We start from the raw sequence: 12,790 nt of genomic DNA, 5'->3' as shown, positions 1-12,790 counted from the left end.
TTTCCTCTGGTGAATGAATGGGTGGTGCTGATCGTGCGCTTGCCCGCGCAGCCGTCCCGGCATCGGGTCGCGGTCTGGCGGGAACTGCGCAAGGTCGGCGGGCTGTCGCTCGGGCAGGGCGTGTGGGCGGTGCCGCGGGTGCCGGTGTTCGCCGACGGCATCGAGCGCGCCGTCCACCTGGCCGGGCGCGCGGACGGCGAGGTCGTGGTCCTGCGCGCCAGCGGACGTGAGCCCGCCGACGCGGCCCGGTTCCAGGCGATGTTCACCGCCGCCCGCGAGGAGGACTGGGCGGAGTTCACCGCCGACTGCGGCAAGTACGAGGCAGAACTGGACAAGGAGATCCGCACCGCCAAGTTCACGCTGGCCGAACTCGAAGAAGAAGAGCAGAGCCTGGAACGGCTGCGCCGCTGGCACCGCGACCTGAAGGCCAGGGACGTGTTCGGCGCGCCCGGCGCCGGTCCCGCCGAGCAACGGCTGGCCGAGTGCGCGCGCCGCTTCGAGGACTACAGCGAGCGGGTGTTCGCCCACCTGCACGCGTTCGGTCCGGGCGAGGAGCCATGACCCTCTCCGCGCCGCCCGTCTCCGTCCGGCGGACCTGGCCCCTGTACGCGGCCGGGTTCACCACCGCCTTCGGCGCCCACGGCATCGCCGCCAACCTCGGCCAGGGCGAGGCCGACCTGGTCAGGTCGGTGCTGTACCTGGGGCTGCTGCTCGCCCTGTACGACGGCGCCGAGGTGGTGCTCAAGCCGGTGTTCGGCGCGCTGGCCGACCGGATCGGCGCCCGGCCGGTCCTGCTCGGCGGGCTGATCGGCTTCGCCGCGGCCTCCGCCCTCTTCGTCCTGGTCCGCGACCCCGGCTGGTTGTGGGCGGCCCGGCTGGGCCAGGGCGCGGCCGCCTCGGCGTTCTCCCCGGCCGCCTCCGCGCTGGTGGCCCGGCTCAACCCTCAGGCCAGGCACGGTCGCGCGTTCGGTTCCTACGGCTTCTTCAAGAGCATCGGCTACACCGCCGGACCCCTGCTCGGTGGCGCGCTGGTCTGGGCCGGTGGGCTGACGTCGCTGTTCGTGGTGCTCGCCGTTCTGCCCGCCATGGTGGCGGTGTGGGCCTGGCTCGCGGTTCCGGTGGTGCCGCCCCTGCCCAGGGCCAGGCAGAGCGTCGTGGACCTGGTCCGGCGCCTGACCGACGGCGCGTTCCTCCGCCCGGTGGCCGCACTGGCCGCCGCCACGGCCGCCCTGTCCGTGGGGGTCGGGTTCCTGCCGCTGTCCGGAGCCACGGCCGGGCTGTCGCCGCTGGCCACCGGTGCGGCCGTCTCGGTCCTGGCCCTGTGCGCCGCGCTCGTGCAGCCGTGGGCGGGGCGCGCACTCGACTCCGGACGCCTGCGCACCGGCAACGGGGTGGCGGCCGGTCTGCTGCTCGCCGCGAGCGGCCTGGCCGCCGCCATGCTGCCCGGCCTGCCCGGATTGCTACCGGCCGCCGCGCTGATCGGGGCCGGAACCGGACTGATCACCCCGCTCGCCTTCGCCGCGCTCGCCGCCGCGACCCCGCCGGAGCGGCTCGGCCAGACCATGGGCACCGCGGAACTCGGCCGCGAACTGGGCGACGCGGGCGGCCCGTTGCTGGTCGCCGCCGTCGCCAGTGCGGCCACGCTGCCCTGGGGCTTCGCCATCCTGGCCGCGGCCACCGCGGTGCTGCCGCTCTTCCTCCGGAGATCCGGCCCGACCTCGCAAGTTAGATGAGGCTTACCTTATTCTCGGGAGATGAGCTCCTCTGAGATGCGTGTGGTGACGACCGATGCCGAGCTCCGGGACATCGTCAAGGAACCGCATCAGGTCATCTGGGACAAGGACATCGCCCGCATCGACGAGCACGCGCGCACGATCATCGCGCACTCGCCGTTCGTGCTGCTGGCCACCTCGAACACCGACGGCACCTGTGACGTCTCGCCCCGCGGTGACCCCGCCGGATCGGTGCTGGTGCTCGACGACCAGCGCCTCGTCCTCGCCGACCGGCCCGGCAACCACCGGCTCGACAGCTTCCGCAACATGCTGCGCAACCCCCACGCCGGACTACTGTTCATCGTGCCGGGGATGAACGAGACGCTCCGGGTCAACGGGCGCGCCTCGCTGGTGGCCGACGCGCCGTTCTTCGACGACCTGGTCGTGCAGGGCAAGCGGCCGCGGCTGGCCGTACTGATCGAGGTCGAAGAGCTGTACATGCACTGTGCCAAGGCGTTCCTGCGCTCCTCGCTCTGGAAGCCGGAGACCTGGCCGGACCGCAAGAGCCTGCCCACGCTCGGGCAGATCGCCAAGGACCAGATGAACCTCAAGGACGTCCCCGTGGCGGCGATCGACGAGGGTCTCGCCCTGGACGCCAGGACGAACCAGTACTGACGCCCGTCACATCACCTTGTACGTCAGGTGGGTGACGAGGCCGGTGCCCCAGGGCGCGCCGACGGGTTCCAGCGCGTGCTCCCCGACTCCGTGCAGCAGCCGCTCGCCCCGGCCGAGGGTCAGGGGCGCGACGTGCAGGCGCAGTTCGTCGATGAGCCCCGCCGCCAGGTACCGGTTCACCGTCTCGGCGCCGCCGGCGATCGCGACGTCCCGGTCTCCGGCGGCCGCGCGCGCCTGGGCCAGGGCCGCTTCGATCCCGTCGGTGACGAAGACGTAGCTCGTGCCGCCCTTCATCGTCAGCGGCTCGCGCGGGTGGTGGGTCAGGACGAAGACCGGCGCGTGGTACGGCGGCTCGTCGCCCCACCAGCCCTTCCAGTCCAGGTCCCAGGCGCCGCGGCCGGGGCCGAACATGTTGCGGCCCATGATGAACGCCCCGGCGGCGGTGACGCCCTCGATCACCTTGGCGTGCCGTTCGGCCTCCTCGAACATCCACTGGTGCAGACGGTCGCCCACGCCCTCGCCGAACGGGTTGTCCATGCTCTGGTGCGGTCCGGCCACGTAGCCGTCGAGTGACATCGACATGTCACAGATGACCTTGCTCATCGTGCTACCTCCTGCGACTCCGGTGCGCTTTCACAGGAGGGTCGGAGCCGTCCGCGCGTCCTCTACATGTCCTGCGGAGAATTCCTGATGCTCTCGATGATCCGGGCGAAGCCCTCCTGGCCGTGGCCCGCGTCGATCTGGCGGCGGACGAGCGTCTGGACCATGCCGATCACCTCGGTGCTGACGCCCTGCTCGGCACTGGCGGCCACGAGGTCGTTGAGGTTGGAGAACTCCAGGCTCTGCTGCCCGGCGACGGTGTAGTCGCCGCCGTCGACGACCGCGGCGAACCCCTGGAAGGAGCCGGTCATGGCGCTCAGCCAGGGCGCGGCCATGGAGGCGAACTCGCCCGCCGTCACCCCGGCCGGCGCGACCATGGCGGCGCCGTGCAGGAATCCGGCGAACATCACGTACATGCCCGCGAGCAGCGCGAGGTCGTACAGAGACGCCAGCCCGGCGTCCTGCCCGAAGTAGGTGCTCGTTCCCCACAGATCCAGTAGTGGCTTGTACTGCTCGAACACCTCGGCGGAGCCGCTGTAGAGGATCGACGACCCTGGCCCGCCGATCATGGCGGGCACGGCCATGATCCCGCCGTCCAGGTACGCGATCCCGGCACGGGCCGCCCACTCGGCCAGCTCCCGCGACTGGGCCGGTGACGTCGTGGTCACATTGACCAAGGTACGGCCGGCCAGCTCACCGGCGATCGGATCGAGCACCTCGTGGACCGACGCGTGGTCCAGCAGGCACGCGATCACCAGCGGGCCGGCGAGGACCGCCTCACCGGCGCTGCCGGCGTTCCGCGCGCCGAGGGCCACGAGGTCGTCGGCCCTGCCGGGGGAGCGGTTCCATACGGTGGTCGGGTGCCCGGCCTTCACCAGGGCGCCCGCGAGCGCGCCGCCCATCGCCCCCAGCCCGAGAACGCTCACCTGGACGTTGTCCGTCATCTTGGGTCCCCCTTCGAGTTCGTCGTTCGGGGCCCATCCTTTCCACCGCCGTTAGAGTTGACCAGTACCGACTATTTAGTGGGGTACCCACCCACAGGTAAGTACGTCTGAGGAGGGCGGATGGCGACATCAGCACGAAGGGGCCCGTACTTCTGCGGCATCGACGCGGCGATGGACGTGGTCTCGGGGAAGTGGAAGTCGCTGATCCTCTGGGAGCTGAACAACTACGGGACCCGCCGCTTCGCCGAGCTCCGGCGCGGGCTGCCCGGCGTCAGCGAGAAGATGCTGATCCAGCATCTGCGCGAGATGGAGGAAGACGGGCTCGTGCACCGTGAGGTGTATCGCGAGGTGCCGCCGAAGGTCGAGTACTCCCTGACCGAGGACGGCCTCTCGCTCAACGCCGCCCTGAGCTCCCTGGGACGCTGGGGCACCGAACGCATCGAGCGGATCGGGGCGGAGAAGGTGAACCTGCCGCTCTAGCCGCGCAGGCGTTCCTCGAGGATCGCCGTCATCTCCGTGGAGAGCTTGCCGAGCAGGCGCGTGAGGTCGGCGCGGTCCTCGGGGTCCCAGGCGGCCATGGCGGTCTCGAAGAGCTCGAGGTTGACCCGCAGGCAGACCTGGGCCACGTCGGTTCCCCGCGGAGTCAGCCAGATGCGCCATGCCCGGCCGTCGTCGGGGTCGCGCACGCGTTCCAGCAGGCCCTGCCGTTCGAGCTTGGTGACGGTCCTGGTGACGTGCGGGCTCTCCACGTGCAGGGCCTGCGCGATCGCGCCGACGCGCCGCGGCTCACCGGAGTCGAGCAGGTGGATCAGGACTTGCGCGTCCGGCTGATCGACCCGCATGCCGGCGACGGTGCCCAGCATGTCGTGGGTCTTGGCGCGCTTGAGCGTCGACACGACGCTGCGGAAGGCGGCGACGGTGGAAGCGAGCTCCTGGTCCATCTATTTGCTTACCTAACTTACGTATGTATTATCGCTTCTCAGTTACTTACCCAAGTTACCTAAGGAGCCGTCATGGCGACAGTCGCCGCGACCGCCGAGCGCATGACACCCACCAGGAACCCATGGCCAGGAGTGGTGGTGCTGGCGTTCGCCGCCTCCGTGGCCGCCGTCCAGAACACCGCGGTCGTCCCGTTGCTTCCCATCCTCCAGCGCGAACTGAACGCCTCGTTGACCGCCGTGAGCTGGACACTCACGATCAGCTTGCTCGTCAGCGCGGTCGCGACACCGCTGTTGTCGCGATTCGGCGACATGTACGGCAAGCGCCGCGTGATCCTCGGCGCGCTGGCCCTGCTCATCGCCGGCTCTGTCATCGCCGCGGTGGCCACCACCTTGCCCTGGTTGATCGTGGGCCGCGTGCTCCAGGGCTTCGTCGCCGCCCTGGTCCCGCTGGCGATCGGCGTGGTCCGTGACGTCCTGCCACGCGACCAGCTCGCCACCGGCATCGGCGTGCTCAGCGCGACCATGGGGTTCGGCGCGGGCGGCGGCATGCTCCTGGCGGGCCTGGTCGCCGGTGACTACCACATGCTCTTCTGGGTGACGACCGGGCTGTCGGTGATCGGCTCGGTCTTCGTCTTCTTCCTGGTACGCGACACCGCGCCGGCCGGCGGCGGCCGCCCCGACCTGGCCGGCGCCGCACTGATGATCGTCTGGCTGGTGGCGCTCCTGCTGGCGATCAGCCAGGGCGGCACGTGGGGCTGGACCTCGGCGGCGACGCTCGGCGTGTTCGCGCTGGCGGCCGTGGTGGCCGTCGTCTGGGTGCTGGTCGAGCGCCGGGTGTCCGAGCCGCTGGTGCAGATGGCGATGCTGGTCCACCGCGGCACCGTCGGCGCGACCGTGGCCTCGATGCTGCTCGGGTTCGGCTTCTTCATGAGCATGACCGGCATCTCCGGCTTCGTACAGGGACCCGCGCTGCGCGCGAGCGTCCTGCAGGTCGGTCTCTACCTGCTGCCCAGCACGCTGTTCATGCTGGTGATCTCGCTGTTCGCGGGCCGGCTCATGCGCCGCTTCGCCGCCGCCTCGCTGGTCGGGACGGGTTCCGCGATCGCCGGCGCGGCGGGCCTGTGGCTCGTCTTCGCGCACACCGGCCCCGCCGACATCCTGGTCGCCACCTCGCTCATGGGCATCGGACTGGGCGTCAGCTACGCCGCGCTGGGCACGATGGCGGTCGAACACGTCCGGCCCGAGCAGACCGCGGTCGCGGCCGGGATCAACGCGCTGGTACGCATCGCGGGCGGCAGCACGGCCGGCGCCGTGATCGCCGCCATCCTAGCCTCGCTGCCCGGGGAACACGGCTACCAGTGGGTCTTCGGCGTCGCCGCCGGGGCGGGCGCGCTGGCCGCCGCCTTCGCGTTCCTCTACGGAAGGCTCAACCGCGACCTGACGGCCACGGCGAACCGCGCCTGAGCGTCTGAGCGGACGGCTGACGACGGCGGGGGTGACGCCGGCTTTTCGTTGACCGCGACGATGCGCCGCGAGCAAATCCGTGCGATGGCCCGGTGTCCGCGTCAGGCGGGCCCTGGACAGTGTGAACATGATTTCGAACCCCACCGAGACACCCCTCACCCTCACCCTCACCCTCACCCGCGCCCGCCTCGCTGGCCCGCTCCCGGACGGTGACGGGCAGCTCATGGACATCGTGCTACGGGACGACCGGGTGCACGCCATCCACCCCACCGGGACCGTTCAGACCAAAGGTGAGACCGTCGACCTGGACGGCCGGGTGGTGATGCCCGGCCTGTGGGACCACCATGTGCACTTCGACATGTGGGCCCTGCGCGAGAGCCGCCTGGACGTCTCGCCGGCCCGGTCGGCGGCCGAGTGCGCGGCGCTCGTGCGCACCCGGCTGGCCGAGCGGCCGCCGGACCCGGGCGCCACGCTGGTCGGCACCGGCTTCCAGGACGGGACCTGGCCCGACCTGCCCACCGCGGACCTGCTCGACGCCTGCGCCGGACCCATCCCGGTCGTCCTGATCAGCCACGACATCCACTGCGCCTGGCTCAACACCGAGGCGCTGCGCCGCTGGGCGCCGTCCCTGCGCTCGGACGGGCTGGTTCGCGAGCAGGACTGCTACGAGCTCGTCGCCCGGCTCAACGACCTTCCCGTCGAGCACCTTGACGCACTCGTGGCCGAGTCGGTCCGCCGCGCGCACGCGCGCGGAACCGTGGGGATCGTCGAGTTCGAGCGCCGGCCGAACCTGGACAGCTGGGCGCGCCGGGCACGATCGGGGGTGACGATGCGGGTGGCGTGCGGGGTGTACACCGACCACCTCGACGACGCGATCCGGCGCGGGCTGGCCACCGGTGACGTGCTGCCCGGCACCCGGGGCCTGGTCGAGATGGGGTCGTTCAAGATCGTGGTGGACGGTTCGCTGAACACGCGCACCGCGTGGTGCCACGACGCCTTCCCCGGTCTCGACGGGGAGGACGCCTTCGGCCTGCAGGCGGTGGAGGCCGGCGACCTGCGTGACCTGGTCGGCCGGGCACACGCCGCCGGCATCGCGTCCGCCGTCCACGCGATCGGCGATCGCGCCAACACGCTCGCCCTCGACACGTTCGAGACGACCGGCGCCCGCGGGACGATCGAGCACGCGCAGCTCCTGAGCACGCGGGATCTGGGCCGCTTCGCCCGGCTCGGGGTGGCGGCGAGCGTGCAGCCGCGCCACGTCATCGACGACCGGGACGTGGCCGACCGGCACTGGCAGGGGCGTACCGAGCGGGCCTTCCCGCTGGCGTCGCTCCTGTCGGCCGGCGCCCGGGTCCTCTTCGGGTCGGACGCGCCGGTGGCGCCGCTGGATCCGTGGGTCTCGATGGCCTCGGCGGTGTCCCGGGCCGGCCGCGGTCAACGGCCGTGGCACGCGGAGCAGCGGGTCTCCGTCGACCAGGCCCTGCGCGCCTCGGCCCGCCACGACCGCCTGGCACCCGGCGTGCCCGCCGACATCGCCGTCCTCGCGGCGGACCCTCGCGCCCTCGATGCCGAGGAGCTGGCCGCCATGCCCGTCGAGGCCACGGTGGTGGCCGGTGAGCTGGTCCACCGGCGCTGGTGATCTTCGGCGAATCGGGTGAACCTCCTGCCCGACCGGCTCGACGAGCGCGAGGAGGTCGTCAACGGCGTCTGCCGTACGCACGGATCGGCGGCGCAGAGTTCGTCGGGATCACTGACGAAGTGCGGCGATGTGCCGACCTAAGGTATGCCGCACCCCAGACCGGGTTCCAGAACGTGGAGGAGTGGTCCGGCATGATCAGGCCGACGGCAGGCAGCGCGCTGCGCGCCACCACACAGAAGAGTTTCGGACGGCGAGGCTTTTTGACCGGGCTCGGAGCGCTGGGCATGGCGCTCGCGGTGCCGGGCTGCGCGAAGGAGGACGGCAAGCCGTCGCCGGCCGGGGCCACCGGCAGCGCCGACAACGCCGACAAGGTGGTCGAGCACGCGTACGGCAAGACCACGGTTCCCAAGGACCCGAAGCGGATCGTCGCTCTGGGCCAGACCGACATCGACGTCCTCGTCGCGCTCGGCGTGCCGCCCGTGGCCGTCGGGGTGTTCAGCGGTGACTGGTACTCGCCGCTGCACCCGTGGAACAAGGACGCCTTCCCCAAGAACCCGGACTTCCTCGACTTCGAGGAGTACTCCATCGAGAAGATCCTCGCGCTGAAGCCCGACCTGATCACCGGGGTCATGGGCGGCATGACGAAGAAGGAGTACGACAAGCTCAGCTCGATCTGCCCGGTGGTGGCGCAGCCCAAGGGCTTCACCGACTGGAACGCGCCGCTGGAGCAGCAGACCCAGATGCTCGCGACCGCCCTGGGCCGGGAGGACAAGGGCAAGACGCTGGTGGACGGCATCACCAGCCAGGTGAAGGCGGCCGTCGCGGCCAACCCGGGCTTCGCCGGCCTGACCGTGGCGATCGCCGAGTGCTGGGGGGACACGTTCAAGGTGATCGGTCCCGCCACCCCGCGCTCCAAGTTCTTCACCAACCTCGGCTTCAAGAGCCTGCCCGAGCTGGATGCCCTGGTGGGCACCGCCTACAGCGCGGACATCTCCTCCGAGAAGCTCTCCCTGATCGGAGCGGCCGACCTCGTGCTGTGGACGACCGACGGCGGTCAGGTGGAGGCGCTGAAGAAGAACCCGGTCGTCTCCGGGCTGAAGTCCACAAAGGAGGGCCGCTCCCTCTGGTCGACCGGGATGAAGATCGACTCCGCGTTCTGGTCGATGGACTGGGGCACGGTGCTGAGCCTGCCGTACGCCATCGAGCACGTCATCCCGCAGATCAAGGCGGCGATCGACGGGAACACGGGCACCAAGGTCGAGAACTTCTCCTCCTGACGGCCGGACCAGAGAACACAGGAGGAACGCATGATCGAGTCCATCGAGATACGCACCGTGCGGCTGCCGCTCCGCGCGCCGTTCCAGACGTCGAACGGCGTCAGCACCGAGCGCGAGCTCGTCCTGGTCCGGATCGCGGGAGGAGGGGCCGAGGGCTGGGGCGAGTGCGTGGCGGAGCGGGAGCCGACCTACTCCAGCGAGCACAGCCGCGGCGCCGTGGACGTCATGCGTTCGTTCCTGCTGCCTCGGCTGCTCGCGGCGGAGGTCCGCACCGCGGAGGAGGTGGCGCCGGCGCTGCGCGGCGTGGTCGGCCATCCCATGGCGAAGGCGGCGCTGGAGCTGGCCGTCCTCGACCTCGTGCTCCGTCTGCGCGGGGTGTCACTCGCCCAGTACTTCGGCGCCACCAGGACGAGGATTCCCGCCGGCGTCTCGGTCGGCATCCAGCCGTCGGTGGCGGCGCTGCTGGACGTCGTGGGCGGGTTCGTGGACGAGGGCTACCGGCGGATCAAGCTCAAGATCCAGCCCGGCTGGGACGTGGAGCCGGTCCGGGCGGTCAGGAAGAAGTTCGGCGACGAGCTGCCGCTGCAGGTCGACGCCAACGCGGCCTACGACCTCGCCGACGCCCCGCTCCTGCGCCGGCTCGACGAGTTCGGGCTGCTGCTCATCGAGCAGCCCCTGCATCACGACGACCTCTATCAGCACGCGCGGCTGGCCGAGACGCTGACGACGCCGCTGTGCCTGGACGAGTCCGTGGTCTCGGCCCGCTCGGCCGCGGCGGCGATCTCGATGGGCGCCGCGAGCATCATCAACGTCAAGCCGGGACGCGTCGGCGGATACCTGGAGGCCAAGCGGATCCACGACCTGGCCCAGGCCCACGGGGTGGCGGTGTGGTGCGGCGGCATGCTGGAGAGCGGCCTCGGCCGCCGGGCCAACATCGCCCTCGCCGCGCTCCCGGGTTTCACCCTCCCGGGCGACACGTCGGCCTCCGACCGCTTCTACGAGACCGACATCACCGACCCCGTCACGCTTGAGACGGACGGGCATGTGCTCGTCCCCACCGAACCCGGCATCGGCGCCACGCCCGACCCGGACCTTCTCCGCACGTACACCGTGGACACCTGGAGCTACGAACGATGACCGACAGCACGCTCATACCGAGCCTCGACCAGGTCGCCGACCGGATCGAGGACCTGATGGCCCGGCACCGGCTGCCGTCGGTCTCGCTCGCGATCGCCCAGGGTGACCGGGTGGAGGCCCGCGGCTTCGGGATGGCCGACCTGCGGGGGCGGCCGGCGACCGGCGACACGCCGTACCTGCTGGCCTCGGTCACCAAACCCGTCGTCGCGACCCTGTGCGTCATGCTCGCCGAGCGCGGGCTCATCGACCTCGACGAGCCGCTGGCCGACCGGCTGCCCTGGCTAGACCGGCAGCGGCCGGGCCGCGCCGGCCGGCCGACCGCCCGTCAGGCGCTGAACCACACCGCCGGGTTCGGACGCTACTGGGACTTCGCCTACGACGAAGAGCCCCTGGGCATCGAGCGGGCCGCCGACCGGTACGGCGTCCTCATCCACGCGCCGGGCACCCGCTTCGAATACGCCAACCTCGGGTACGGCGTGCTGGAGCCGTGGCTGGCCGCGGCGACCGGCCATCCGCTGGGCGAACTGCTGGAGCGGTATCTGTTCGGGCCGCTGGGGCTGGGCTCCGGCGCCTATGGTCCCGGAGCCGGAGGGGCGGACGCGGCGGTGCCGTACACGGCCGAGCGGCATGTTCCCTACCCGACGATCACCACCAGCCACCCGGCCGCGAGCATGGCCTGGATGTCGGCCGCCGACCTGGCCAGGTTCGGGCTGACCCACACGTACGGGTCGGCGGTGCTGGCGCCGGGTTCGGCCGCGGCGGTGCGCACACCGGGCCTGGAGGACGGGGAACGCTACGGCCTGGGACTGAACGTCCGCCACCCCCACGGCGTCGAGGTGCTGGCCCACGCCGGGGACATGTGCGGGGTGGGCGCGTCGCTGGCCATCCTCCCGGAATTCGGGGTGAGCGCCGCCGCCGTCGTCAACCAGACCGGATCTTTCGCCCATGCGCGCACGGCCTGCGAGATCCTCCTCGAGACCCTGGTGAGCCACATCGGACCGGAGGAGGACACGACGTCGCCCAAGCCCGTGCCGGCCGGAGAGTGGGCCGGCCAGGTGGCGACCCCCTTCGGCGCGGTACCGCTGCGAGCAGAGGTGGACGGCGCCGGCTCGGTGTGGATCGAGGTCGCCGGCTCCGGCCGGGTCCAGGCGCGGGTCGAGGAGGACGAGTCGTACGACGTGATGCTCGCCGCCGAGTTGCAACTGCCCACTCCTGACGCGCTGCGGGCCAGCCCATGGCTCGAACTCGCCCTCGACGTCGGCGACGACCGCCTGGCAGGGTCCGCCAGGGCGGTCAAGCACGGCGAGAGCGGGGACCGGGTGGGCAACTGCCTCACCCACTGGTGCGAACTGGAGCGGGTCCGTTGAGCACCCAGACGCTCCCGGCGCCCGCCGTCGCACGGGCCGGTCAGCGGCGGCTGACACTCGGACTCGGGGTCGCGGCGGCGATCCTGCTCCTTCTCATGGCGGCGAGCCTGGCCCTGGGCGCCGAGAACGTGCCGTTCGCCGACGTCTGGCAGTCACTGACCGTGGGCGGCACCGACGCCGACGTCATCGTGCGAGGCGTACGGTTGCCACGGACGATCCTCGCGGTCCTGGTCGGCGCCGCACTGGCGGTCGCCGGAGCGCTGATGCAGGCGCTGAGCCGCAACCCGCTCGCCGAGCCCGGCCTGCTCGGCGTCAACGCCGGCGCCGCGCTGGGCGTGGTGATCGCGATGGCGCACCTCGGGGTCGCCTCCCTCACCGGCTACGTCTGGTTCGCCCTCATCGGAGCCAGCATCGCGACGGTCGCCGTCTACACCCTCGGCTCCGCGGGCACGGCGGGAGCCAGCCCGGCCCGGCTCGCCCTCGCCGGCGCGGCCATCACCGCGGCGCTCACGGGAGTGATCTCCGCGATCGTCCTGCTGTCCTCGACGGTGTTCAACGGGTTCCGGGCCTGGAGCGTCGGAACGTTGTCCGGCCGCACGGCTCCGGTGGTGATCCAGGTGGCGCCGTTCATCGTCGCCGGCATCGTGCTGACGCTGTTCCTGGTCTCCTCGCTCAACGCGCTGGCCCTCGGCGAGGACGCGGCGAAGGGGCTGGGGGCCAACGTGGGGCGTACCCGCCTGCTGGGAGTCGTCGCGACGACGCTGCTGTGCGGCGCGGCCACGGCGGCGGCCGGGCCGATCTCGTTCGTCGGCCTGGTGGTGCCGCACATGGTCCGCACCTTCACCGGCCCCGACCATCGCTGGCTGCTGCCGTACTGCCTGCTCGCCGGGCCGATCCTCATGGTGGCCGCCGACCTGGCCGGGCGCCTGATCGCCCGGCCGGGTGAGCTGCCCACGGCACTGGTCACCGCCATCGTCGGCGCGCCCGTGTTCGTCTACCTGATCCGCCGTCGCCGGATGGCCGGACTGTGAGCG

14 protein-coding genes are annotated in these 12,790 nt (G+C 71.6%); 11 read left to right on the top strand and 3 right to left on the bottom strand.

Annotated elements, in window-relative coordinates; genetic code table 11:
• Positions 1 to 9 precede the first annotated feature (9 nt).
• Genes ACIBI5_RS07660 through ACIBI5_RS07650 form a run of 3 tightly spaced genes read left to right on the top strand, consistent with a single transcriptional unit; the run spans position 10 to position 2,387 of the window.
• Positions 10 to 561: a Chromate resistance protein ChrB gene (locus ACIBI5_RS07660; protein WP_397244274.1), complete on the top strand. Its 552-nt coding sequence runs from the start codon at positions 10 to 12 to the stop codon at positions 559 to 561.
• Positions 558 to 1,733 (top strand): MFS transporter, encoded by a 1,176-nt coding sequence (locus tag ACIBI5_RS07655; RefSeq protein WP_397244272.1) that lies wholly within the window; start codon positions 558 to 560, stop codon positions 1,731 to 1,733. The genes ACIBI5_RS07660 and ACIBI5_RS07655 overlap by 4 nt, the downstream gene beginning before the upstream one ends.
• A 21-nt stretch (positions 1,734 to 1,754) precedes the next feature.
• On the top strand, positions 1,755 to 2,387 hold the full coding sequence (locus ACIBI5_RS07650; RefSeq protein WP_397244270.1) for a pyridoxamine 5'-phosphate oxidase family protein: 633 nt from the start codon (positions 1,755 to 1,757) through the stop codon (positions 2,385 to 2,387).
• Between the two features lie 6 nt (positions 2,388 to 2,393).
• Here ACIBI5_RS07650 and ACIBI5_RS07645 read toward each other — a convergent pair whose 3' ends face one another.
• Both ACIBI5_RS07645 and ACIBI5_RS07640 read right to left on the bottom strand, forming a co-directional pair.
• The gene (locus tag ACIBI5_RS07645) at positions 2,394 to 2,990 is read right to left on the bottom strand and encodes a dihydrofolate reductase family protein (RefSeq protein ID WP_397244268.1); all 597 of its coding nucleotides are present in this window, start codon (positions 2,988 to 2,990) and stop codon (positions 2,394 to 2,396) included.
• Between the two features lie 62 nt (positions 2,991 to 3,052).
• Positions 3,053 to 3,931, bottom strand: a complete 879-nt coding sequence (locus tag ACIBI5_RS07640) for an NAD(P)-dependent oxidoreductase (RefSeq protein WP_397244266.1) — start codon at positions 3,929 to 3,931, stop codon at positions 3,053 to 3,055.
• A gap of 120 nt (positions 3,932 to 4,051) precedes the next feature.
• Between ACIBI5_RS07640 and ACIBI5_RS07635 the strand changes: the two genes are divergently transcribed.
• On the top strand, positions 4,052 to 4,411 hold the full coding sequence (locus tag ACIBI5_RS07635; RefSeq protein WP_397244264.1) for a winged helix-turn-helix transcriptional regulator: 360 nt from the start codon (positions 4,052 to 4,054) through the stop codon (positions 4,409 to 4,411).
• Here ACIBI5_RS07635 and ACIBI5_RS07630 read toward each other — a convergent pair.
• Positions 4,408 to 4,872, bottom strand: a complete 465-nt coding sequence (locus ACIBI5_RS07630; protein WP_397244262.1) for a MarR family winged helix-turn-helix transcriptional regulator — start codon at positions 4,870 to 4,872, stop codon at positions 4,408 to 4,410. The genes ACIBI5_RS07635 and ACIBI5_RS07630 overlap by 4 nt on opposite strands.
• A gap of 72 nt (positions 4,873 to 4,944) precedes the next feature.
• On the opposite strand from ACIBI5_RS07630, the gene ACIBI5_RS07625 reads away from it, so the two are divergent.
• The 7 genes from ACIBI5_RS07625 (at position 4,945) to ACIBI5_RS07595 (ending at position 12,787) form a co-directional block, all read left to right on the top strand.
• Complete coding sequence (locus tag ACIBI5_RS07625; RefSeq protein WP_397244260.1) at positions 4,945 to 6,336, top strand: MFS transporter; 1,392 nt, start codon at positions 4,945 to 4,947, stop codon at positions 6,334 to 6,336.
• A 127-nt stretch (positions 6,337 to 6,463) separates the two neighbouring features.
• Entirely contained in the window at positions 6,464 to 7,975 is a 1,512-nt protein-coding gene (locus ACIBI5_RS07620) for an amidohydrolase (RefSeq protein ID WP_397244258.1), read from the top strand.
• 15 nt (positions 7,976 to 7,990) lie between these two features.
• The gene (locus ACIBI5_RS07615) at positions 7,991 to 8,116 is read left to right on the top strand and encodes a hypothetical protein (RefSeq protein WP_397244255.1); all 126 of its coding nucleotides are present in this window, start codon (positions 7,991 to 7,993) and stop codon (positions 8,114 to 8,116) included.
• Positions 8,117 to 8,166: 50 nt separating this feature from the next.
• Positions 8,167 to 9,252, top strand: coding sequence for an ABC transporter substrate-binding protein (locus tag ACIBI5_RS07610; protein ID WP_397244253.1), 1,086 nt, complete (start codon positions 8,167 to 8,169; stop codon positions 9,250 to 9,252).
• Between the two features lie 30 nt (positions 9,253 to 9,282).
• Positions 9,283 to 10,389: an o-succinylbenzoate synthase gene (gene menC, locus ACIBI5_RS07605; RefSeq protein WP_397244251.1), complete on the top strand. Its 1,107-nt coding sequence runs from the start codon at positions 9,283 to 9,285 to the stop codon at positions 10,387 to 10,389.
• Complete coding sequence (locus tag ACIBI5_RS07600; protein ID WP_397244249.1) at positions 10,386 to 11,756, top strand: serine hydrolase domain-containing protein; 1,371 nt, start codon at positions 10,386 to 10,388, stop codon at positions 11,754 to 11,756. Before menC ends, ACIBI5_RS07600 begins: the two co-directional genes overlap by 4 nt.
• Positions 11,753 to 12,787: a FecCD family ABC transporter permease gene (locus ACIBI5_RS07595; protein WP_397244247.1), complete on the top strand. Its 1,035-nt coding sequence runs from the start codon at positions 11,753 to 11,755 to the stop codon at positions 12,785 to 12,787. The genes ACIBI5_RS07600 and ACIBI5_RS07595 overlap by 4 nt, the downstream gene beginning before the upstream one ends.
• Positions 12,788 to 12,790: the final 3 nt, after the last annotated feature.

This window comes from Nonomuraea sp. NPDC050540, assembly GCF_044457485.1.
Classification (GTDB): Bacteria; Actinomycetota; Actinomycetes; order Streptosporangiales; family Streptosporangiaceae; genus Nonomuraea.
Note: the sequence above shows the minus strand (reverse complement) of the source record. Positions and strands in the feature narration are given on the sequence as shown.